At 44.6% G+C, this 21,525-nt stretch carries 23 protein-coding genes; 20 read left to right on the top strand and 3 right to left on the bottom strand.

Annotation, left to right across the window (positions count from 1 at the left end):
- Nucleotides 1-207 precede the first annotated feature (207 nt).
- Entirely contained in the window at nucleotides 208-999 is a 792-nt protein-coding gene (locus MH117_RS07895) for a lipid II flippase Amj family protein (RefSeq protein WP_239328134.1), read from the top strand.
- A 122-nt stretch (nucleotides 1,000-1,121) separates the two neighbouring features.
- Nucleotides 1,122-1,856, top strand: coding sequence for a class I SAM-dependent DNA methyltransferase (locus tag MH117_RS07890; protein WP_239328133.1), 735 nt, complete (start codon nucleotides 1,122-1,124; stop codon nucleotides 1,854-1,856).
- 113 nt (nucleotides 1,857-1,969) lie between these two features.
- Here MH117_RS07890 and csaA read toward each other — a convergent pair whose 3' ends face one another.
- Nucleotides 1,970-2,299, bottom strand: a complete 330-nt coding sequence (gene csaA, locus MH117_RS07885; RefSeq protein ID WP_239328682.1) for a chaperone CsaA — start codon at nucleotides 2,297-2,299, stop codon at nucleotides 1,970-1,972.
- 113 nt (nucleotides 2,300-2,412) lie between these two features.
- On the opposite strand from csaA, the gene MH117_RS07880 reads away from it, so the two are divergent.
- The 9 genes from MH117_RS07880 (at nucleotide 2,413) to efeB (ending at nucleotide 10,359) form a co-directional block, all read left to right on the top strand.
- On the top strand, nucleotides 2,413-3,228 hold the full coding sequence (locus MH117_RS07880) for an aminoglycoside phosphotransferase family protein (RefSeq protein ID WP_239328132.1): 816 nt from the start codon (nucleotides 2,413-2,415) through the stop codon (nucleotides 3,226-3,228).
- Between the two features lie 174 nt (nucleotides 3,229-3,402).
- Nucleotides 3,403-3,804: a DivIVA domain-containing protein gene (locus MH117_RS07875; RefSeq protein ID WP_239328131.1), complete on the top strand. Its 402-nt coding sequence runs from the start codon at nucleotides 3,403-3,405 to the stop codon at nucleotides 3,802-3,804.
- 237 nt (nucleotides 3,805-4,041) lie between these two features.
- Nucleotides 4,042-4,407: a glyoxalase superfamily protein gene (locus MH117_RS07870; RefSeq protein WP_239328130.1), complete on the top strand. Its 366-nt coding sequence runs from the start codon at nucleotides 4,042-4,044 to the stop codon at nucleotides 4,405-4,407.
- Between the two features lie 118 nt (nucleotides 4,408-4,525).
- Complete coding sequence (locus tag MH117_RS07865) at nucleotides 4,526-4,930, top strand: RidA family protein (RefSeq protein ID WP_239328129.1); 405 nt, start codon at nucleotides 4,526-4,528, stop codon at nucleotides 4,928-4,930.
- Between the two features lie 122 nt (nucleotides 4,931-5,052).
- The gene (locus MH117_RS07860; RefSeq protein ID WP_239328128.1) at nucleotides 5,053-6,747 is read left to right on the top strand and encodes a M3 family oligoendopeptidase; all 1,695 of its coding nucleotides are present in this window, start codon (nucleotides 5,053-5,055) and stop codon (nucleotides 6,745-6,747) included.
- A gap of 151 nt (nucleotides 6,748-6,898) precedes the next feature.
- Nucleotides 6,899-7,552, top strand: a complete 654-nt coding sequence (locus MH117_RS07855; RefSeq protein ID WP_239328127.1) for an HD domain-containing protein — start codon at nucleotides 6,899-6,901, stop codon at nucleotides 7,550-7,552.
- Nucleotides 7,553-7,661: 109 nt separating this feature from the next.
- The gene (locus MH117_RS07850; RefSeq protein WP_239328126.1) at nucleotides 7,662-8,207 is read left to right on the top strand and encodes a GNAT family N-acetyltransferase; all 546 of its coding nucleotides are present in this window, start codon (nucleotides 7,662-7,664) and stop codon (nucleotides 8,205-8,207) included.
- Between the two features lie 26 nt (nucleotides 8,208-8,233).
- Nucleotides 8,234-8,752, top strand: a complete 519-nt coding sequence (locus MH117_RS07845) for a DUF2569 domain-containing protein (RefSeq protein ID WP_239328125.1) — start codon at nucleotides 8,234-8,236, stop codon at nucleotides 8,750-8,752.
- 287 nt (nucleotides 8,753-9,039) lie between these two features.
- Nucleotides 9,040-10,359 carry an iron uptake transporter deferrochelatase/peroxidase subunit gene (gene efeB / locus MH117_RS07840; protein WP_239328124.1) on the top strand — a complete coding sequence of 440 codons (1,320 nt, stop codon included), beginning with the start codon at nucleotides 9,040-9,042 and terminating at the stop codon, nucleotides 10,357-10,359.
- Nucleotides 10,360-10,449: 90 nt separating this feature from the next.
- Here efeB and MH117_RS07835 read toward each other — a convergent pair whose 3' ends face one another.
- Nucleotides 10,450-10,770: a thioredoxin family protein gene (locus MH117_RS07835; RefSeq protein WP_239328123.1), complete on the bottom strand. Its 321-nt coding sequence runs from the start codon at nucleotides 10,768-10,770 to the stop codon at nucleotides 10,450-10,452.
- The gene (locus MH117_RS07830) at nucleotides 10,758-11,141 is read right to left on the bottom strand and encodes a MerR family transcriptional regulator (protein WP_239328122.1); all 384 of its coding nucleotides are present in this window, start codon (nucleotides 11,139-11,141) and stop codon (nucleotides 10,758-10,760) included. The genes MH117_RS07835 and MH117_RS07830 overlap by 13 nt, the downstream gene beginning before the upstream one ends.
- A gap of 162 nt (nucleotides 11,142-11,303) precedes the next feature.
- On the opposite strand from MH117_RS07830, the gene MH117_RS07825 reads away from it, so the two are divergent.
- The 9 genes from MH117_RS07825 (at nucleotide 11,304) to MH117_RS07785 (ending at nucleotide 21,499) form a co-directional block, all read left to right on the top strand.
- Nucleotides 11,304-12,284: an AraC family transcriptional regulator gene (locus MH117_RS07825; protein WP_239328121.1), complete on the top strand. Its 981-nt coding sequence runs from the start codon at nucleotides 11,304-11,306 to the stop codon at nucleotides 12,282-12,284.
- Nucleotides 12,285-12,517: 233 nt separating this feature from the next.
- The gene (locus MH117_RS07820) at nucleotides 12,518-13,489 is read left to right on the top strand and encodes an ABC transporter substrate-binding protein (RefSeq protein WP_239328120.1); all 972 of its coding nucleotides are present in this window, start codon (nucleotides 12,518-12,520) and stop codon (nucleotides 13,487-13,489) included.
- Between the two features lie 33 nt (nucleotides 13,490-13,522).
- The gene (locus tag MH117_RS07815; protein ID WP_239328119.1) at nucleotides 13,523-14,698 is read left to right on the top strand and encodes an MFS transporter; all 1,176 of its coding nucleotides are present in this window, start codon (nucleotides 13,523-13,525) and stop codon (nucleotides 14,696-14,698) included.
- Nucleotides 14,699-15,119: 421 nt separating this feature from the next.
- Entirely contained in the window at nucleotides 15,120-16,175 is a 1,056-nt protein-coding gene (locus MH117_RS07810; RefSeq protein ID WP_239328118.1) for a FecCD family ABC transporter permease, read from the top strand.
- A gap of 2 nt (nucleotides 16,176-16,177) precedes the next feature.
- Nucleotides 16,178-17,212: a FecCD family ABC transporter permease gene (locus tag MH117_RS07805; protein ID WP_239328117.1), complete on the top strand. Its 1,035-nt coding sequence runs from the start codon at nucleotides 16,178-16,180 to the stop codon at nucleotides 17,210-17,212.
- Nucleotides 17,213-17,266: 54 nt separating this feature from the next.
- On the top strand, nucleotides 17,267-18,982 hold the full coding sequence (locus MH117_RS07800; RefSeq protein WP_239328116.1) for an ABC transporter ATP-binding protein: 1,716 nt from the start codon (nucleotides 17,267-17,269) through the stop codon (nucleotides 18,980-18,982).
- Nucleotides 18,983-19,061: 79 nt separating this feature from the next.
- On the top strand, nucleotides 19,062-20,093 hold the full coding sequence (locus MH117_RS07795) for an NAD(P)/FAD-dependent oxidoreductase (RefSeq protein ID WP_239328115.1): 1,032 nt from the start codon (nucleotides 19,062-19,064) through the stop codon (nucleotides 20,091-20,093).
- Between the two features lie 92 nt (nucleotides 20,094-20,185).
- Complete coding sequence (locus MH117_RS07790) at nucleotides 20,186-21,001, top strand: ABC transporter ATP-binding protein (RefSeq protein WP_239328114.1); 816 nt, start codon at nucleotides 20,186-20,188, stop codon at nucleotides 20,999-21,001.
- An 18-nt stretch (nucleotides 21,002-21,019) separates the two neighbouring features.
- Nucleotides 21,020-21,499 (top strand): MarR family winged helix-turn-helix transcriptional regulator, encoded by a 480-nt coding sequence (locus tag MH117_RS07785; protein ID WP_239328113.1) that lies wholly within the window; start codon nucleotides 21,020-21,022, stop codon nucleotides 21,497-21,499.
- Nucleotides 21,500-21,525: the final 26 nt, after the last annotated feature.

The following is a 21,525-nucleotide window of genomic DNA, read 5'->3' as shown; positions in this document are numbered from 1 at the left end:
GATTAGGGCGATTCCTCTATACGCGCAACATCATCGTTAACGACATGGTGAGCGCTTAACTAATAAGGAGGCCACAATGGAGACACTGCAATAATAATCTATTAGACGGTTCAGTAGTAGCACCGATCCTTAACTTACTAACTAAGGGGCATGCTAATTCTCAGATGATTACTGAATCGATCTACTGGTAATGGAGTTGAAATAGGAATGACCAACAGCCTGATCGTAGTATTTATTCTTACAATGATTATCCATACGGCTGAGACTTTGTCTTATTCGGTAAGATATGCTGGTGTTAAATTAAACAAGATAGCGGTTGCGTTATCTTTAACAGGAATTATCGTACTCGTGTCAAGAACAGCTAATTTGATTCAAGCGCCGCTAACCGCCAAATTTGTTGATTACGCAAAATTGCATCCCACTTTTGACTTGCTTGGCCATCTTCGTATTATTTTATTTGCAGCGTCCATTGGGACGATCATGGCTATTATTTTGTTTCCGACGTTTGTAAATTTGTTTGGCAGAATAATTGCAAAACTGGAGATAGCAGGCTCGATTCCGCGATTAGTATCAAGCGTGACGATTGGCCAATTAAAAAACACCAAGCACTACTTGAAGAGACCATCATTAAGATTGCAGCAATTCAGAGTGCTGGGCATACCCAAGCGCTTTATCTTATTAAATGTCATTGTGACGGCCTTTTACACGGTGGGTGTACTCTCGTCCTTATATGCAGCTCATCTATTACCGGCGTTCAGTACAACCGCTTCTCAAGCTTCTGGCATCATTAATGGCGTTGCGACGATTTTACTTACTATATTTATTGACCCGCAATTGGGGCTCATTACCGATAAAGCCCTGCGTGATGAACAGTCAAGACAGCAACTGGGGAAGATTTATACTTTGCTTATGACCTCACGCTTTTTGGGTACGTTGCTGGCACAAGCACTAATCGTGCCTGCAGCTTATTTTATTAGTTGGGTTGTAGGGCTGATCTAGGGCAATATTATACATGATCATGTTCTCATCTAGCATCTGCGGATGTTATTTCTGAAAGAGCCGTGTATTTGTTATCGCAGAAAAGGTGATGCAATTTGAACGAATGATGGTGGAGGAATCAGATGACGCAGCGAGGTTATGAATTCTATGATAATCAGCAAACTTTTGATAACTATATTGAACGGAGATCTTGGAACGATAATGTAAATGACACAATAGAGAAACCTATTGTGATGGAGATGATTGGCAATGTTGGCATGAAGCACATTTGTGATTTGGGATGCGGCACAGGTTCATTTGGAAATGAGTTGTTAGATCTTGGAGCTTCTTCTTATATTGGTATTGAAGGCTCGCAGAACATGGTAGCTCGGTCGAAGCAGGTGCTTAATCGCAGCAACAGTAAAGTCATACATACCGCTATGGAAGATTGGATGAATCCAACCAACACGTATGATCTAGTCATTTCAAGATTAGCTTTACATTACATTGAGGATTTGGACGCTTTGTTTGGCAAAGTGTTTGCTTCGTTGTGTTCAGGCGGAAGTTTTGTCTTCTCTGTGGAACATCCTGTTATGACTTCCTCCTTTGGTATGACCAGACAGGAGGGGCTAAAGCAGGATTGGATAGTGGACGGATACTTTGATACAGGTGTCCGTAAACAGGAGTGGCTGGGTGGAATAGCGTTGAAGTTCCATCGGACAGTGGAGGATTATTATGTTGCCCTGCAGGGAGCAGGCTTTGTTGTGGGCAGTCTTCGTGAATCCAAGCCACGAAGGGTACAATTTGCTAATGAAGAGGCTTTTCTGAGGAGAATGCGGATTCCGCTATTCTTGTTCCTGGAAGGTAATAAAAATTAGCGCGGAGAAGTCAGATAGCAGAGGGAAACAGATTCTATGATTCATGGATCTTTAAACATACGGGCTCCATACGAATTGTTGTATTTGTGCCCGTATGTTCTAATCTTATTTAATTAGGCTATTGGGGTCCCGTTCGCGACAGGAAACTCAGGCGCTAACAATATAACGTCCCCTTCCTCTGGCACGCCGCCCAGGACAAGAACTTCTGACTTATAACCTGCAATTCGACGCGGCGGAAAATTAACCACAGCTACAATTTGTCGTCCAATAAGTTTGTTCGGCTCATAACGTCTCGTTATTTGTGCAGAAGATGCCTTAATGCCCAATGAACCAAAATCAATCTGCAATTTAATAGCGGGCTTGGCTGCCTCCGGAAAGGGCTCAGCATGAATGACGGTACCGATCCGAATATCCAGCTTAATAAGGTCTTCAATTGTTGCCATATCCGATGTCATAACTAATCTCCTCGTTCTTTGAAAGGTAAATTGGAAAGTATTTAATACTAGCATTATAATTGAATGTGCGTTGCAATGGAAATAAGAAAGAAGTTGGAATCATGAGTGTGCAGAATGCAAGAGTAGCACAAGGACGAACAGCAGAAATACTTGGTTATGGCGAATGCTACGTACTAAAATGGTTCAGACCTCACATTCCTCGATCATTTGCGGAAGAAGAGTTTCGTATTAGTCAACTTGTATATCAGATGGGTGTTTCCGGGCCTAAGCCAATTGAACTTCTCGAATATGAACAACGTATAGGTATTGTATATGAACGTTTAGCTGGGAGGACAATGTTAAGTTTGATCGGAAGCAGACCGTGGAACATACGGAGCGAAGGGAAACGTCTTGCTAGGCTGCATACGGCCATACACGCTGCATCCATTCAGGAGCTGCCACAGCAGCATCGTGTGTTGGCAGAGAGAATTGAGCAGGCCCCCAGTTTAACCCACGCTGAGAAAAAGAGGGTCATGGACCAATTGCTCAGCTTACCAGAAGGCAGACAATTATGCCACGGAGACTTCCATCCTGATAATGTCATGATTGACCGGAAACAAGAATGGGTCTTAGATTGGATGACCGGGATGTCTGGCAATCCTGCTGGAGACGCAGCGAGAACGATATTGTTGTTGGAGATGGGAGCAGTGCCTGAAGGAACTTCCCGCTGGTTACAATCATTGCTTTCTTATATAAGGAGGCAGCTCGTGTACCATTATAAAAAGTCTTATGTGCAGTTAACTGGAATGCAGCTGAAGGAGATAGAGGATTGGATGATCCCGGTAGCAGCCGCAAGGCTAGTTGAAGGTGTGCCTGAAGTGGAGAAGTCTCAGTTGACTACTTATATTCGCAAACAGCTGCATATCATGAGCATTTGAATGTTGATCTGAATCACAACATGTTTTCATTTATCGCTTTAATAAGGTTTGAGGTGGCATGGATCGCCTAGTCTTTAGGTAGGCGGGACAATTTACCTGTTCTTAGGGAGAAATGAAGCACAATTTTGTGTTAAAATAGAGTGGTTACTTGTAGGGAAGGAGAATATTACTATTATGAATAAGCCCAATAAACCGGATTCACTACAGCACGTTGGTATTGAGCTGACGGCACTTGAGATTCACGAGAAAGAATTTGCAACCCGTATGCGGGGATATGATTCGGATGAGGTCAACGAGTTTTTGGACCGCATTATTGTGGACTACCAGAAGTTCGCTGTGGTTATTCGAGATATGCAGAAGCAGATTGACGAACTTAATGCACGTGCTGCTCATCAGCGGCAGCAGCCGTCGATTCCTGTGCAGCCTCCTCAATTTATGCAGCCGTCTCAGCCTGCACAACCACCAGTTACGCAGCCTGTTCAACAACGTTCTATGCTGCCTCACTTTGAGTTGGAGGAACTGCTGTTCCGTGTTCGTGAACTAGAGAAGCAAGTGTTTGGGAGATATCGCGACTAATTATACTTGTGCTACATATAGGATATAAGATGGGGTCTGCAGCTTATGCTGCAGATTTTTTTGTTTTTGGCCGATACTTAGCGTGGTGCAGCGGCAGCGGAGCATGTGCAGGGAACGTAATTGGCTCGTCAAAATCGATGAAGATGGAATATAATGTATCGTAACAGCAGGTAGAATTTACAGAGCTTTTTTACCCCTGATAATCAAATATGTGGTTTGCAGAATGGAGGAAGTATAATGGATCACGTGATCTTGATGAAGAGCTCGATACCGATGCTGCGCATATTTGACGTGGCAAAAGCTCGAGAATTCTACGTGGAGTACTTGGGCTTCCAAGTGGACTGGGAGCATCGTTACGGTGATGACTTCCCACTGTATATGCAGGTATCTTGGGGCGAATGCGTCATTCATTTGACAGAACATTATGGAGATTGCTGCCCAGGTGGAGGACTTCGAATAGAAGTCAGTGATATTCAAGCATTCCATCAGCTGCTTCATTCCCGGCCATATCGATATGCACGACCTGGACTTGACGATCAGGCGACAGAAATGGCTATTAGCGATCCATTTGGTAACCGTCTGATTTTCCACAAAGCCAGATAAATGCAGATCCTCTATTCTATAGCAGTCATCCGATTGTTGTAAAAGTGGATGCAGGATGCGTATATTTGTAAGTGTTGATTATAACATAAACATAAGGCATAGAAGGGGGGTAATCATGATGTCCAGTCGTGAACACGTAAGCACAGGCTCTCCATGGGAGCCTCTAGTAGGCTATAGTAGAGCGATTAGAGTAGGGAATGTTGTGGAGGTAGCGGGGACAACAGCAATGAAGGATGGGAAAGTCATAGCAGTTGGCAATGCGTATGAACAGACCAGATACATTTTACAGACGATTGAACAGGTGCTGGCACAGGTGGGAGCAAGCCTATCGGATGTAGTACGGACCCGTATGTTTGTGACGGATATTTCTGCATGGGAGGATATTGGGAGGGCCCATGGGGAGTACTTTAACACGATTAGGCCGGTAGCAACGATGGTGGAAGTAAAGGCATTAATTGATCCGGATTTACTTGTAGAAATCGAGGTTCAAGCCATCGTGGACAACGATAGAGCGATTGGATAAGCGTAGTGCCTCATATTTTACGCCGATCTAACAACTTAAAATATATTACAAATTAATGGTATTGTTAGGTTAAGATTTTGTATAATAGAACGTAGATTATAAATTGAAAGGAAGCGTGTACTATGAAGTTTAATGAATTTAAGTATGAACGTCCTGACATTAAAGAAATTGAACAACGGTTTAAAGAATTGTTAAATGGCTTTAATTCAGCTTCCAGCTTCGAAGAGCAGGATAAATACATGGCAGACATTAATCATTTACGCGGCAGCATCGACACACAAGCAACAATCGTAAGCGTGCGACATTCTATCGACACGACGGACGAATTTTACAAAGCAGAACAAGAGTATATGGATGAAATGGGTCCGGTCATTCAAGAGTACATAACGGATTACTATCGTGCGTTAGTTAATTCTAAATTTAGAACAGAGCTTGAGGATAAGTGGGGCGCCCAATTGTTCCAATTAGCTGAGCTGTCCTTGAAGACTTTTAGCCCAGACGTAATTGAAGATTTACAATTGGAAAATAAATTAACGACGGAGTATTCCCAATTAATTGCTTCCGCTAAAATTGTTTTTGAAGGTGAAGAGCGTACATTGTCTCAATTGACTCCGTTCGAACAGTCTACAGATCGTGAGATGAGACGCCGTGCTTCTGAAGCACGTTATCAGTTCATGGCGGAGAATGAAGAAACATTTGACCGTATATACAGTGATCTGGTAAAAGTACGCACGAAAATTGCAAAGAAGCTTGGTTATGACAATTATGTAGGGCTTGGCTACGCTCGTATGAACCGGACCGACTACAATGCGGATATGGTTGCGAACTTCCGCAATCAGGTATTAGAACATATCGTCCCAGTAGCAACGAAGCTGAGAGAACGCCAAAGCAACCGAATTGGTGTAGACACACTTAAGTTTTATGATGAAGGTTTCAGCTTTAAGTCTGGCAACCCGACTCCTAAAGGAGATCCAGACTGGATCGTCGCTAACGGTTCAACCATGTATTCAGAGTTGTCTCCAGAGATGAATGAATTCTTCTCCTTTATGGTAAACAACGGCTTGATGGATTTGGTTAGTAAGAAGGGCAAACAAAGCGGCGGCTACTGTACTTATTTCCCTGAATACAAAGCGCCATTTATTTTCTCGAACTTTAACGGAACATCAGGCGATATTGACGTACTGACTCATGAAGCAGGGCATGCGTTCCAAGTATATGAGAGCAAGCACTTTGAAGTGCCGGAATACAACTGGCCAACCTATGAAGCATGTGAAATCCACTCCATGAGTATGGAGTTCTTTACATGGCCATGGATGAAGCTCTTCTTTAAAGAAGATACAGATAAGTATCATTTTGATCATTTGTCATCCGGATTGCTGTTTATTCCTTACGGTGTGTCTGTCGACGAGTTCCAGCACTTTGTATACGAGAACCCGGATGCAACACCTGCTGAACGTAAGAGTGCTTGGCGTGCAATTGAGAAGAAATATTTACCACATCGCAATTATGACAACAATGACTACTTGGAGCGCGGTGGCTTCTGGCACAAGCAAGGTCATATCTTCTCAACTCCGTTCTATTACATTGACTATACTTTGGCTCAACTATGTGCTTTCCAATTCTGGAAACGTATGAATGCTGATTTCAAACCAGCCTGGGATGACTACTTGAAGCTGTGTCAAGCTGGTGGCAGCCAATCGTTTGTTAATTTGGTTGAATATGCAGGTCTTATTTCTCCCTTCCAGGATGGCTGTATTGCTTCCGTTATTGGTGAGATTGAAAATTGGCTTAACAGCGTAGACGACACCATATTGTAACAATCTCAGAATCAACTGAAACGCTTGAAAGCCGCATGCACACGCATGCGGCTTCTTTCATTTAGAGCAGCAAGCTATTCAGAAATAGTAGAAATGTGTTATGATTAAACTTTAGAGGAACAATATGGATATTGTAAAGAGAGGATAGATTATGTTAGACCAACAGCAATGGATCAGGCTTACGGAGGATTACGTCCAGCAGCAGCTTCAACATGACAGCAGCGGACATGATTGGTGGCATATCGTTCGGGTACGGAATATGGCTGTCAAGCTTGCCCAGAAAGAAGGGGCAGATGTCTTTATTTGCGAATTGGCGGCTCTGCTCCATGATGTAGCAGATGAGAAATTAAATCCGACAAAAGAAGCTGGACTTGCCAAAGTAAACGATTGGATGGCTTCGATTGATCTGGATGAAGCAGTGCAGCAGCGAGTGATGCTTATCATCTCGACGATGTCATACAATGGAGGCCATAATCCATTGATGGAGACATTGGAAGGGATGGTTGTTCAGGATGCCGATCGTTTGGATGCAATCGGTGCCGTAGGGATCGCTCGTGTCTTTGCCTATTCCGGCTCCAGGAACCGAGTCATTCATGATCCGGGAATAGAGCCGATTCATTTTGATACGAATGCTGCCTATCGTCAGCACCAGGGCACTGCGATCAATCATTTCTATGAGAAATTGCTGAAATTAAAAGAACTGATGAATACGGAGCAGGGTAAGTTAATGGCTGCAAGCCGGCACCAGTACATGGTAGACTATTTGGCACGCTTTTATGAGGAATGGGATGGACGAGATACCTAACAAAGGGGACATAGATGGTTGGCCTGTTGTGGTATGCCGCAATAAATGCTGCGATTTATGGTGTACTTGAAGCCTGCTTATTTGACTCATAGGGTAAGGGAGGGTAAATATGACATTTCCGGAATTACACACGGATCGATTGCTATTAAGACAATTACGAGCAGATGATGCAGAAGATTTGTTTAGTTACTTTTCACTGGATCAGGTGACTGAATTTTATGATCTGGACAGCTTTACGAACTGTGAGCAGGCTCGTGAGCTCATCTTGAGTTGGGTGAGCCGATATGAACGGCAAGAGGGCATCCGTTGGGGAATTACCTTAAAGTCCGAAAACCGTGTTATCGGTACATGTGGTTTTCACAACTGGTTTAAGGAACATTTTAAAGCGGAAGTCGGATACGAGCTTCATCCAGACTATTGGCGGCAGGGGATCATGTCGGAGGCTGTAAATGCGATCGTCGGATATGGTTTCGAGCAGTTGGAGCTGAATCGTATTGAAGCGTTTATTGATCCTGCGAATGAAGCCTCCAGAAGGCTGTTGACAAAGATCGGCATGCAAGAGGAAGGTTTGCTCAGAGCGTGCTTCTTTGAAAAAGGTAAGTTTGTAGATGCTTCATTGTTTGCCATTTTGCAAAAAGGTAATAGAGATAAATAACAGAGACATAGGGGTAGAGGAATAAGATGAGTATGGGAATTAATGAAGTTGTGAACAAGCAAGCGGAGTCGTTGCCTCCTTTGGGCGTGTCGGGTCTAGGTGGATGGCTTATTATAGTTCAAATGGGGCTTTTCGCTGCTGTAGCAATGAATCTTGCAGGGATTTATCAAAGTTGGGATTTTGTTTTTGCAGAAAATATGTGGGATATGATCACAACGGAAAGTTGGGAATTTTATCACCCTTTATTGGCGCCAACTATTTTATTTGAAATTGTCCTTAACCTAGTAGTAGGTGGCCTTTCGATTTTTGCTTTGGTCCAGATGTATCGCAAGAAATCAAGTTTTCCAAAGTTAATCATAACCCTTTACATTATGTTTGCAATTATCCAAATCATTGATTATGCACTAATTATGCAGATTCCGCTGTTAAATGAAATGTCTGACATGAATTCGCCTAAAGATTTGGTACGGAGTATCCTCAATTGTGTAGTTTGGATCCCTTATTTTCTTCGTTCGGAGCGTGTGCAGAATACGTTTAGACGATGACATAATATGTTTGTATCGAATGTATCATGCTAAAGAACAGCCAGAGAGAATTCTTTCTGGCTGTTTGCTGTGCCTATAACAGATAAATTTGAATGCGACTTCTTGACGGAATGAAGGGATGGTCTTATGATAAATACGTCATCGATAATCATTATCAATTAATGTGGTCGATGCTTATCTATACAGTAGAAAGTTAATGGATGATGGAATTGGCAAATTAAGCCTTAATGTTAACATATTGGCTGAGACTGCTGTCTAAAATGGGGAAATAGCTAGGAGTGTAAGTCATGAAGAAGAGAGCTCATAATAGAACTAACACCACAGAGAATAAGGTCGACTCTGAATCTTCTGGTGCTGACAGTAAGCTAAGTCGTAGAGAATTATTAAAAATGGCTGGTGTTGGGGGAATTGGGTTGTTGCTTGGAGGGACTAGTGTAGGGAGTCTTCTTTCTGCTACAAGCAGTGATTCCTCCACAACGAACAGTCTACCTTCATCCACTGAAGATAAAGTTTCATTTTATGGAACACATCAGTCTGGCATCACGACACCTGCTCAGAACTTTGTTTGTTTTGGCGCGTTTGACTTAACCACAACGTCCATCGAAGATGTACGCAAGCTTCTTCAAACATGGACAAAAGCTGCTGCTGTGATGTCCGCTGGTCAGATGATTGGAGATATGAACGATAATCTGAATATGCCTCCTTCCGACACGGGGGAAGCAGTGGGCTTATCAACTTCGCGGCTGACGATTACCTTTGGAGCAGGTCCCGCGTTGTTTGACAGCCGCTTTGGACTGGCAAGCAAGCGTCCGGCTGCATTTCCGGACTTGCCCAAATTTGTGGCAGATGATATTCAGCCGCAATGGTCAGGCGGAGATCTTTGCGTACAGGTATGCGCGGACGATCTGCAAGTTGCGTTCCATGCGCTGCGTAATCTTACGCGGATTGCTCGCGGTACAGCCGTATTACGGTGGACGCAGGACGGATTCCAGCGCTCCAGCCATGCTGATCCATCGGGCAGCACGCCGCGTAATCTAATGGGCTTCAAGGATGGGACGGGTAATCCAGATGCTAATGATAAGCAGAAGATGAATGAGGTCGTGTGGGTCCAACCAGGCAGTGGAGCTTCCTGGATGGAGGGCGGCAGTTACATGGTCGTGCGCAGAATTCGGATGCGAATCGAAGTATGGGATCGCTCTAACCTTCAAGATCAGGAAGTGACCTTCGGAAGGCATAGAACGACAGGAGCTCCACTTGGCGGCACCGATGAATTCGAGCCTCTTGATCTGGAGAAGCGAGATGCTGCCGGAGAACTTGTGATCCCAGCCACAGCACATTCTCGACTGGCGCATATGGATGGCAAAGTTCAAATTTTACGTCGTGCATTTTCGTATTCTAGTGGTCTTGATGCAAAAACAGGGCAGATTGATGCCGGTTTGTTTTTTATTTGCTACCAACAAGATTTGCGTACTCAATTTATTCCCATGCAGAAGAAACTGGCAGCTACGGATAAGTTAAATGAGTATATTGTTCACGTAGGCAGTGCTACGTTTGCCTGCTTCCCTGGTGCTCGTGAAGGGGGATATATTGGAGAAACCCTGTTATAGCTCATAAGCAAGACAAAGCGGATCAGGTCATTGAATGCCTAATCCGCTTTGTCATGTGTTGGGGTGTCATTGAAGGCTATTTCATCGCGGTTATGCGATGGAGCTGTGCTTCTTGATAAGTGAGGAATATGCGCTCTTAGCACGCAGTCCAACCAGCTTGTCAGCAGCCTCTGCTTGTTTTAGGAACAACACGGTTGGGGTAGACATAATGCCATATGCCGCTGCTGTGGCAGGCGATTCGTCTACATTTACTGCTAGTATCGTAACCGTCTTGCTGTGTTCTTGTTCGAGTTCTTCCAATAGGGGGGCTAGTGCCCTGCAGGGTGAACACCATGGAGCACTAAAGTATAATAAAGTTACACCAATATTTTGAATATATTCAGTCACATTGTGATCCGTTACATATTGCATGGATCGTCCTCCTTTGGATGAGCCATATCGGCTGTAATCGATGAAATACGCTCTACCAGATTAGATCTGATCATCGTTAACAGTGTAATTTGACGATCGATCTCCTCCAGTTTTTGCTGGTATACTGGCAATACTTCCTCGCAAAAGGCTTCTTTATTTTTTAGCACACAATGCAAAAAGCTTGATATTTGTTCAGTTGACAAACCTAATTTTAAATACAATTGAATCGTCTGTACTTGTTCGACAGCAAGGGATGAATATTCTCGATAACCGTTCGGCTGCCGAATTGGTTTTATTAAGCCTTGCTGTTCATAATAGCGAAGCGAGCGCAGGCTTGCGCCGGTACGTGCCGACAGTTCCCCAATTTTCATATCTGTTCTCTCCTCGCGAGGGATTGTGTATATCATAATCCCTATCATTAGTGTTAGGGTCAAGTAAAATTTCTTAGGATAGGCATGCTCGGCTCAATCCGTTATAATGCTTGATAATAGTTATCAATTACAAGTGATCAATACGATATCGGAGCGAAGCGTATGAAAGAAAGAAATTATCAGCCTGATTTTCATCACAATTTTAATCAATTTTTTGATGTGCTGCAGTTGGATAGATCAGATCGAGCGAGGACAGAAAGTATGGCATTCCATGCTCAATTAGGTCATGGTAGCATACATCGATATGTACCGCGTATGGATATGGAAGTGATCATTTCGGAGTATCAATTTCACCAACAACACCATATCAGCTTATATGCCAACAATCCTATGGTGGAATTAAGTTATTGTGTCAAAGGCAGACGAGCCGTGAGTATAGGGGGCAGCGAGCACGAAGTCGTGCCTGGTACGTGTATGCTGCAATTTATTGATGATGTTCAGGTTCATTTTGAGTTTGACAGCAGCCAGCCTTTTTATATGGTAAGTATGGCGATCCCTGTCGCCACTTTCCATCATTTCATCGAGCAGGCAAATGGTGATAGAGCTATTGAGTTTAAGGATATCATGGATAGACGTCCATATCGGATGTTTAATCAAATGATTCAGCCTGCGGATTCAATCCTTCTGAACCGAATCATTCGGGCATCCCAACTGCCCAGCACCCGTAATATTGAAATGGAGTGCGGTGTGTTGGAATTGCTTTCATCAGCTTTTCGTTCCTTTCTACTAGAAGGCCAAGCAGAATCGAGCAAGTTGACAAGAAGTGATATGAACATGTTGAAGCATGCCCGGGACATTATGCTGCAGCAAATGATAAATCCACCGACGTTGTTAGAACTGTCGCGAATGATCGGAATGAACGATTATAAGTTAAAGATTGGCTTTAAGGAGATGTATGGCAACACCGTATTTGGTTATTTGCGTGAGAAACGGCTTGAGAAAGCTTTTTTATTGCTGCAGGAAGGAAACGTAAATGTGACAGAGGCTTGCTGTGCTGTCGGATATTCCAACCCGAGCTATTTTGCGGAGGCATTCCGCGACAAGTACGGCATTAATCCTGGAGAGTTCGTTAGACGCATATAAACGTATTTTTCAGCATCGAATGTGTATTGCAATATTTTAGGAGTCAGCCTGATCAACAGGCTGGCTTTTTTGTGCTGCATGCTGCTGGCACTTATCCCGCCAACCAGTGCCGTATTCCGTCTACTGGTAGATGTGTGACCGCTGCACATTGTAACATGCAAATGACGATAATGAGAATCGTTATTATATGGTTGCCATAAGTGCCACCGAGAAAAGGGAGAGAAATATTACGTATGTGGAGAAAAAAGACAATAGCAATGATGATGGTTGCGATAACGGTATTATTTTCGGTGGGTTGTGCATCCTCCAGTGAAAATTCTAGTGAAGGTCGGTTAGCGACGCCTTTAAATGATAACCAAGAAGTTGTTCAACAATCAGAAGCGACCTTCCCGAAAACGATTACTCATTTGAGCGGTGAGACTGTGATTGCTCATAGGCCAATCAAGATTGCGACCCCATATATCGCTTTTGTGGATTATTTGGCGGTACTGGACGTATATCCGGTTGCGGGGCAAGGGATAGGCACGATTAATCAAAATTTTCCGAATCTAAGCAAGCTGCTGCAAGGTAAGGAGATCATTGACCTTGGTATGGAAGTGAGCATGGAGAAGCTGCTAGCCGCAAATCCAGATCTCATTATTGCTGCGGATGACATGATCGATAAGTACGACCAACTTCAGCAGATAGCACCTACCGTCATCCTGCCTCAGGCTGGAAATTGGCGGGAGACGTTAATCCAGCTTGCTGACATGATCGGCAGGGAAGGGAAGGCGGAGAGTGTACTGGCTGCCTTTGACAAGAAATCGGCAGCGTACAAAGCGAAGCTTGCCGAGCGCGGACATGAGACTGTACTGTTTGCGATGTACAGCGGCAAGGAACAATTCATCACTTGGGAATGGGAGCGATTCGAACCATTCTACAATGGATTAGGACTTAAACCAGTACCAGGTACGGAAAAAGGGGGGCCTTTAACTTTAGAAGGCCTGGCAGTTCTAAATCCGAATCATATATTTGTCATAAATAATTGGCAAAATCCGATCCAGGGAGGCGTAAGCAAGGCGTTAAAGGATAATGAGGTTTGGCGGAGCATGGAGGCTGTTAAGAAGGATCAGGTTTATTATCTGGAAGACCCATCACTTCCAGGACCGATGGCACTAGCCAAGATTAACGGCATCGAAGATATCATTCAAGCGATGGGACACTAGTGCTTTACGAGAATGTGAAGGAGAGAATAAGAGATGAAAAGTCGATTCATGATCATGTTCTGCATCGTGCTAGGTGCCATGATTTCGATTGCTGCCTTTAATCCTATAATTGGACCCTTGTCTCGTAACTTGGGATTAAGCGAGTTCCAATCGGGATGTCTGGTAGCGATATCGGGATTATGCTGGCTTCTTGGAGGCTATTACTGGGAAAGAAAACGATTTATGCCGAGGAAAGCGATGCTAATTATGGTCATGGTCGTGTATTTGTTGACACTGCTCGGATTCGGCTGGCTTGCGGATCATGCAACTGCTATTACATCAAGCACTACCGGCTTGTTTTGGATTTTTTTTGTACTACGTACAGTAGCAGGCTTCTTTTATGGCGGAATTCCTTCCTTGGCTCAGGCCTACATCATGGGATGGACAACAGCAGATACCCGGACGAAGGGAATGGCGCTTTTTGGGGCTGCTAATGGACTCGGCTTTGTCATGGGCCCTGCACTTAGCGGTGCAATGGCACCGATTAGTTTAACAGCACCGATGTATACGGCAGCGATATTCCTACTCTTAATGGCAATTTTATTCGGGATATGGATTCCCAATATGCCATATCAAGAGACGAGAACTCGTACGGCCTCATTATCGCCAAATGATAGCCGTATCCGCCTTTATTTAGGGATAGGCCTAATTTTATCCGTCGCGCTAAATATCGTTCAAGTGACGATCGGATTTTACATCCAAGATCAGCTGCACTATGATGCCAGCGCTACGATGCAATTAATTGGAACGGGCTTGGCCCTTTCTGGTGTAATGGTAGTCGTGTCTCAGGTCGTGATCAGTAAATTTTTACGCTGGAGTACAACCGGTCAGCTTTATTTGGGTCTTAGCTGTGTTGGAATAGGATTGTTGGGCTTTGTTTTGTTTGTGGATTATGCATACGTTGCTTTTATCATACTAGGGGTTGGTATCGGATTTACGATGCTTGGATACAGCGCAGGTGCATCACTGGCTGTGCAGGATCATGAACAAGGAAGTGTGGCGTCATATATTGCTTCTTTACAAGGTGGAGGTGCATTTGTAGGTCCGTTACTCGGAACAATGCTGTATACGACGTATATTAAGCTTCCCTATGTGCTCGGCATTACGTTAATGGGGTTGTCGTTACTGTTTGTATGGCGCAAAAGACAAGTGCGGCAAACCGCAATGTAATTATTTCCTTCACGAGAAGAGAGAATTAAAGTATAATCAAAATATTGATAATGATTATCATTATTTATTGTAATGTAATTTTATAGTTTTAACGGATTTACTTAGACGATAAGGGAGATGGTGATAGCAGTCCAGTCAATAGAGAGCAGTTAGAAAGACTGCTATTGTGTATGTACATGATAAGCTCGGGTAATTGATGGGGAATTGTTCAGCCCGCTAATTGAAATAAAGCTTTTCAGTCGAAGGACTGAAAAGCTTCTATTTATGTGTTGCTTGTCTATTTTGTACAAAAAAACAGTTCAGTTTGTCCATTGCAGTGTGGTTAGGCTCTGGCCTACAATATGTTTTATGTGCGATTGAGAATCAATATCAATATAATTTACTTTTTTGGAACATCATCTCGAGAACAAGGGTGGCAATCATGAGTCAAACTATTCGTTCAGCAGTTGAAGCAGAAGCAGAACCAGCAGTTAAGTTCCAATCTCGGCCATTGACTGCAACGTTGATCCTTATTGGGGGTGTCATTGCCTTAATATTTGGGATCGGTATTTCGGTATCCTTGGGTGCAGCAGATATTAAGCTGCCTACTGTATGGGATGCAATCTTTAACTTTAATGGAGAAGTGACGCAGCATCAGATCATACAGGAGCTTCGCCTTCCTCGTGTATTAGCAGCAGCTATGGTAGGTGCGTGCTTTGCAGTTGCCGGTGCGATTATGCAGGGGATGACACGTAATCCGCTGGCGGATTCAGGTCTCCTAGGCATCAATGCAGGCTCAGGCTTTGTGTTAGCGTTATGCTTTGCCTTTTTACCTGGACTGCCGTACATGTATCTCATCATGTATTCCTTTATCGGGGCGGCTGTGGGTGCTGGGCTGATATATGGTATTGGATCACTTGCGAAAGGCGGTTTAACGCCTGTACGTCTAGTATTGGCAGGTGCAGCATTAAGCGCACTGTTATCTGCATTAGGAGAAGGAATTTCATTATACTTCCGCATTGGTCAGGATTTGGCCTTTTGGAGCGCAGGTGGAGTAGCGGGTACGAAGTGGTACCATTTGGAGATTATGTTTCCTTGGATTGCAGCGGCAATAATTGGAGGGCTGATTCTGTCCCGTTCGATTACGATGTTAAGTCTTGGGGAGGATATTGCAAAAGGCTTGGGTCAACGAACCGGTCTGGTTAAGCTCGCTGGTACCATCATTGTACTTATTCTAGCGGGTGCTGCGGTTTCGGTTGCGGGTGCGGTCAGCTTCGTCGGCTTGATTATTCCTCACTTGACTCGTTATCTGGTTGGTGTTGATTACCGTTGGATTATACCGTGTTCTGCTGTGCTTGGTAGTTTGTTAGTTGTTTTTGCAGATTTAGCGGCTAGAATGATTAACCCACCGTACGAGACGCCAATTGGCGCTCTTATCGCCCTTATCGGTGTTCCTTTCTTCTTATATCTAGCACGTAAAGAAAGAAGGGAGCTGTAGAGATGGAAAATACAATTATAGCGTTAAGTGAGCGGCGGAGGAAAAAGCGTGGCGTAACTGTGCTTGTCATATTAGGTGTATTAATCGTTATTGCTTTAATGATCAGTGTAAATACCGGGCACATCCGGCTATCCCCGATGGAGTTGATCCGTACGTTGTTCGGCTCGGGCACAGCAAAGCAAAATCTGATCTTATTTGAATTCCGCCTGCCTCGAATTGTTATAGCTGCCTTAATTGGGGCGGGATTGGCTGTATCAGGGTGCATTATGCAAGGGATCTCACGGAATGCATTAGCGGACCCCGGCATTCTGGGTATCAATGCAGGAGCAGGGTTAATGGTGATGCTGTTTATCTCCTTCTATCCGACGACGGCTGCTGCACCAGTGTATTTGCTCCCAGTGCTGGCATTGATTGGAGCAGGCTTAACAGCAGCTCTCATTTACGCGCTTGCTTACAAGCCGCATGAAGGTCTGTCTCCGACGCGCTTGCTGCTGACAGGGATTGCAGTTGCAGCGGGAATAAGCGCTGCGATGATCGTATTGACCTTAAAGCTGAGCCCGGAAAAATATCAATTTGTAGCGACCTGGTTGGCCGGAAGTATTTGGGGCTCCAATTGGAAGTTTGTGCTGGCGCTACTCCCATGGATTGTCATTCTGCTTCCATATGTGTTCTATAAAGCACGAGTAATGAACATTTTAAATCTGGGAGACCAGACGGCAACTGGACTTGGTGCCCCTGTAGAAAAGGAACGCTTCGCCTTGATTGCGGCTGCAGTCGGACTTGCGGGGGCGTGTGTAGCAGTAAGCGGCGGGATTGGCTTTGTCGGCTTGATAGGTCCGCATTTAGCACGGAGACTAGTTGGTCCGAAGCATCAGCTGCTGCTGCCTGCCTCTGCATTAGCTGGAGCACTGCTTGTCCTCGTATCGGACACGATTGGACGCTGGATCATCCAGCCTTCTGAGGTACCTACTGGAATCGTAGTTGCTGTGGTAGGTGCACCGTACTTTTTATACCTGCTTGCAAAGTCCAAAGCATAGGTATGTTACTAGCGCAGTGTCAAAGAACTTTAAGATGAGAGTGAGGGAATATAATTGCTGCGACGCTTTTTCGCCTATTACAGGCCATACAAATGGCTGTTTATATTAGATTTCTCTTGTGCCATTATTGCTGCGGCATTAGAACTTGCATTCCCGCTAGCCGTAAACCAGGTAGTAGATAAGCTGCTGCCAAGCGGACATTGGGATTGGATTCTTTGGGGTTGCGCAGGATTACTAGGAATTTATGTTATCAGCTCATTCCTGCACTTTGTTGTTACTTATTGGGGCCATAAATTGGGGATCAACATTGAAACAGATATGCGAAAGAAATTGTTTGATCACGTACAAAAGCTGCCGTTTCGGTTCTTTGACAACAACAAGACAGGACATCTTGTGTCTCGTATGACCAATGACCTGATGGATATCGGGGAGATTGCACACCACGGCCCTGAGGACTTGGTTATTGCGATTATGACGCTGGCAGGCGCATTCGGCATTATGCTGGGGATTAATTGGCAGTTGGCGGTGCTTACCTTTGTCATTATTCCACTTATGATTTATTTATCATTATATTTCAGCCGCAAGATGTCGCGAGCTTTTGATCGATTGTTCAAAGATATAGCTGATTATAATGCCCGCGTTGAGAACAACGTCAGCGGCATTCGAGTCGTGCAAGCATTTGCAAACGAGAAGCACGAGATTGCTCGTTTCGCCGAGCGTAATGAACGTTTCCGTCTAACCAAGTTGATCACGTATAAGATTATGGCGTGGAACTCTTCACTAAGTTATATTTTAATGAAATTTGTATCGTTATTTGTGCTCGTGTGCGGTACTTGGTTTGTTATTGAAGGAAAAATGACATACGGTGAATTTATAGCTTTTGTGATGCTTTCAGCGGTGTTTCTACAACCTATTCAGCAGATCAACTCCGTTATTGAGACCTACCCTAAAGGTATCGAGGGCTTCAAACGATATCTAGAACTGCTGGAAATGGCGCCTGATATTGCAGATGCTGAACATGCCAAGCCTGTCAAGCATTTAAAGGGAGATATTGCTTATAAAGGTGTTACCTTCGGATACGAAAATAAAGATAAGGTGCTGCGTCAAGTTGATCTCACGATCAAAGCGGGTGAGACTGTGGCGCTTGTTGGACCTTCTGGCGCAGGCAAGACGACGATTTGCAGCCTGCTGCCTCGCTTCTATGAGATTGATGAAGGTGCAATCACCATTGATGACATCGATATTCGAGATATGACTTTAGAATCATTGCGCAGTCATATTGGTATCGTGCAGCAGGACGTCTTTTTATTTGATGGGACGATTCGCGAAAATATTGCTTACGGTAAATTAGGTGCTCCCGAACATGAAATCTGGGAAGCAGCGCGGCGTGCGCAGCTGGAAGAAGTAATTTTGGCGCAGCCAGAGGGTCTGGATACCGTAATTGGGGAACGCGGCGTGAAGCTCTCAGGGGGGCAGAAGCAACGTTTGTCTATTGCACGTATGTTTTTGAAGAATCCTCCGATCCTCATACTCGACGAGGCAACGTCGGCGCTTGACACTGAGACGGAAGCTGCTATCCAGTTGGCACTTACTCAATTATCGAAAGGAAGAACAACGCTTGTTATAGCACACCGTCTAGCTACCATTAAGAATGCGGATCGTATCGTCGTGGTTGCGGATCAAGGAATTGCAGAGCAGGGCAGCCATGCACAGCTTCTTGAAGTAGGCGGTACTTACAGCAGATTACACGAGGCACAATTTGGCGCGTAACATATCAAGCTGCTGCTAGCATCAAAGTCTTGATCGTTCGTAATCTAACAATACACCATTGGACCTTGGGGGATTTGACATGTCAGAACAATTGGAACTGTATGATGTCACCATTATAGGAGGCGGCCCCGCCGGCATGTACACGACTTTCTACAGCGGCATGCGTGATCTGAAGACCAAACTGATCGAAGCGAAGAACGAACTGGGCGGACGTATGCTGATATATCCAGAGAAGATGATCTGGGATGTGGGTGGCGTTACTCCTATTTTATGCGGAAAGCTGATTGAGCAATTGGAACAGCAAGCTAAGACGTTTGACCCGACTATCGTGCTTGGACAGCAGATCACGGGCTTGGAGAAGCAGGCAGACGGAACTTTTATATTAATGTCAGACACAGGTGAGAGGCATCATACACGTACCATTATTTTGGCAATCGGTTATGGAATCTTAACGATGCAAAAATTGGAGATAGAAGGTGCGGACCGTTATGAGGTGACTAATCTGCACTATACGGTGCAGGAACTCGAGGTATTTAGAGACAAGCGGGTTGTCATCTCAGGTGGTGGGAACTCGGCCGTTGACTGGGCCAATGAATTGGAGCCAATTGCTGCAAGTGTTACTATTGTCCATCGTCGCGATCAATTTGGCGGTCATGAGCGCAATGTTGTGAAGATGAAAGAATCCTCTGTTCAAGTCAAAACGCCTTATGCAGTTAGTCAATTGCACAGTAATGGCGAATCCATTCAACAGGTAACAATCTCTCATATCGAAACGGGGGAGACCGAGCTGGTGGATGTGGATGCAGTTATTGTAAACCATGGCCTGAAATGTGATTATGGTCCGCTAGCGCAGTGGGGATTAGCGATGGAGGACGAGACAGCGTTAGTTAGTCCGAAAATGGAAACTAACATACCAGGCATCTATGCCGCTGGAGATTTTGTTAATTTTGAGAGCAAAGTTCGCTTAATTGCAGGTGCGTTTACAGATGCAGCTCTTGCATTAAATAGTGCCAAGACTTACATGGACCCGGAAGCACCTGCAGTGGCCTATGTTTCCTCTCACAACGAACGGTTTAAAGAAAAAAACAAGGCGCTTGGTGTAGAGAGCTAAGTGCGGCCTGTCTACATTAGGTATATGTTGTAGCTTTCATCATACTGCACGTCATAAAGGCATCATCTGATATTAAGAAGGAGGCATCCAGGATGCAAGTGCTAAAAGAACGTCTTCATACCGAGCAGCTCCAAATTGCATATGGGGATACGCCAATCGTTAAAAATTTGAATTTGACGATACCTGATGGAAAAATCACGGCGTTAGTTGGCGCCAACGGTTCAGGCAAATCTACGATTCTAAAGGCGATGGCGCGACTTATGCGACCCAATGCAGGAGCAGTACTGCTGGACGGACAGTCCATACAATCGAAGTCAACCAAGGAAGTAGCAAAGCAATTGGCTATACTGCCGCAGAATCCAACTGCGCCCGATGGATTAACAGTGTCTGAACTAGTCTCTTACGGGAGATTCCCGCACCAGAAGGGCTTTGGCTCCTTGACGGGTGAGGACAAGAAGATCATTCAATGGTCGCTTGAAGTGACGGGCATGACTTCATTTCATGATCGTCCAGTAGATAGGTTGTCTGGTGGTCAACGTCAACGTGCTTGGATTGCGATGTCGCTGGCGCAGCAGACGGACATTTTATTTTTGGACGAACCGACAACGTTTTTGGATATGGCACATCAACTGGAAGTACTGCAATTGCTTCATAAGCTGAATCGGGAAGAGAAACGAACGATCGTTATGGTTGTACACGATTTAAATCATGCCTCAAGATATGCACAGCATATGGTTGCCATCAAGGCGGGGACTGTTATTTGTGAAGGTACTCCCGTTGAAGTTATGAATAAGAAGGTGCTGCGGGAAGTGTTTGCGATAGAAGCAGATATTATGCCTGATCCGAGGTCCGGGGTTCCGCTTTGCTTGCCGTACGAATTGGCCGCTTTGTCTGCTGTGAAAGCATAAAGACGGGAGGGGGATGGGATGGATGCACAATCCATATACACGATCCGTCAAATTATTCGCAAGTGGCATCGCTATTTAAACAGTAAAATGTTCGGGACAAAGTATGTCATTCTGGAAATTATGAGCGAGCATAACAATTGTACAGTTGCCGATCTGGCCAATATGCTATCTTTAACGTCTGCTGCAGTTGAAGAGGCTATCCATAGCTTGGTCATTAGCGGCTTGGCGCAATGGGTGCCCGGCAAAGAATCAGTGATCGTTCCTACAAGCACGGGCATTAAAATAGCGCATTCTGTTCGTGCAGGCCGAATGAAGTGGGCGCAGCAGCATGTTGGCGGCAGTGCTGTTCAAGAATTTCAGCAACTCTTTGAATTGTTAAATGAAATGGTATGTGATGTTGAACAACAAACCGCAGCAGCGGCCCAACTTCAGAGTGCGGACGATTCTGTTATAGATCCTTTTGGATACATGGTAGAAAAAGAGGCGAGCAGTCCATAAGCGGGACCGCTCGCCTCTCATTTCGT

Origin of the sequence: Paenibacillus sp. ACRRX, from assembly GCF_022346885.1 — a bacterium.
Lineage (GTDB): Bacteria > Bacillota > Bacilli > Paenibacillales > Paenibacillaceae > Paenibacillus_B.
Note: the sequence above shows the minus strand (reverse complement) of the source record. Positions and strands in the feature narration are given on the sequence as shown.

Excerpts from the sequence above, each read along its gene's own strand:
- MH117_RS07795 (WP_239328115.1), top strand. The coding sequence starts at position 19,062 with ATGTCAGAACAATTGGAACTGTATGATGTCACCATTATAGGAGGCGGC.
- MH117_RS07890 (WP_239328133.1), top strand. The coding sequence starts at position 1,122 with ATGACGCAGCGAGGTTATGAATTCTATGATAATCAGCAAACTTTTGAT.
- MH117_RS07860 (WP_239328128.1), top strand. The coding sequence starts at position 5,053 with ATGAAGTTTAATGAATTTAAGTATGAACGTCCTGACATTAAAGAAATT.
- MH117_RS07815 (WP_239328119.1), top strand. The coding sequence starts at position 13,523 with ATGAAAAGTCGATTCATGATCATGTTCTGCATCGTGCTAGGTGCCATG.
- MH117_RS07835 (WP_239328123.1), bottom strand. The coding sequence starts at position 10,770 with ATGCAATATGTAACGGATCACAATGTGACTGAATATATTCAAAATATT.
- csaA (WP_239328682.1), bottom strand. The coding sequence starts at position 2,299 with ATGGCAACAATTGAAGACCTTATTAAGCTGGATATTCGGATCGGTACC.
- MH117_RS07845 (WP_239328125.1), top strand. The coding sequence starts at position 8,234 with ATGAGTATGGGAATTAATGAAGTTGTGAACAAGCAAGCGGAGTCGTTG.
- MH117_RS07850 (WP_239328126.1), top strand. The coding sequence starts at position 7,662 with ATGACATTTCCGGAATTACACACGGATCGATTGCTATTAAGACAATTA.
- MH117_RS07830 (WP_239328122.1), bottom strand. The coding sequence starts at position 11,141 with ATGAAAATTGGGGAACTGTCGGCACGTACCGGCGCAAGCCTGCGCTCG.
- MH117_RS07810 (WP_239328118.1), top strand. The coding sequence starts at position 15,120 with ATGAGTCAAACTATTCGTTCAGCAGTTGAAGCAGAAGCAGAACCAGCA.
- efeB (WP_239328124.1), top strand. The coding sequence starts at position 9,040 with ATGAAGAAGAGAGCTCATAATAGAACTAACACCACAGAGAATAAGGTC.
- MH117_RS07855 (WP_239328127.1), top strand. The coding sequence starts at position 6,899 with ATGTTAGACCAACAGCAATGGATCAGGCTTACGGAGGATTACGTCCAG.
- MH117_RS07865 (WP_239328129.1), top strand. The coding sequence starts at position 4,526 with ATGTCCAGTCGTGAACACGTAAGCACAGGCTCTCCATGGGAGCCTCTA.
- MH117_RS07825 (WP_239328121.1), top strand. The coding sequence starts at position 11,304 with ATGAAAGAAAGAAATTATCAGCCTGATTTTCATCACAATTTTAATCAA.
- MH117_RS07805 (WP_239328117.1), top strand. The coding sequence starts at position 16,178 with ATGGAAAATACAATTATAGCGTTAAGTGAGCGGCGGAGGAAAAAGCGT.
- MH117_RS07880 (WP_239328132.1), top strand. The coding sequence starts at position 2,413 with ATGAGTGTGCAGAATGCAAGAGTAGCACAAGGACGAACAGCAGAAATA.
- MH117_RS07895 (WP_239328134.1), top strand. The coding sequence starts at position 208 with ATGACCAACAGCCTGATCGTAGTATTTATTCTTACAATGATTATCCAT.
- MH117_RS07875 (WP_239328131.1), top strand. The coding sequence starts at position 3,403 with ATGAATAAGCCCAATAAACCGGATTCACTACAGCACGTTGGTATTGAG.
- MH117_RS07820 (WP_239328120.1), top strand. The coding sequence starts at position 12,518 with ATGTGGAGAAAAAAGACAATAGCAATGATGATGGTTGCGATAACGGTA.
- MH117_RS07870 (WP_239328130.1), top strand. The coding sequence starts at position 4,042 with ATGGATCACGTGATCTTGATGAAGAGCTCGATACCGATGCTGCGCATA.
- MH117_RS07785 (WP_239328113.1), top strand. The coding sequence starts at position 21,020 with ATGGATGCACAATCCATATACACGATCCGTCAAATTATTCGCAAGTGG.
- MH117_RS07790 (WP_239328114.1), top strand. The coding sequence starts at position 20,186 with ATGCAAGTGCTAAAAGAACGTCTTCATACCGAGCAGCTCCAAATTGCA.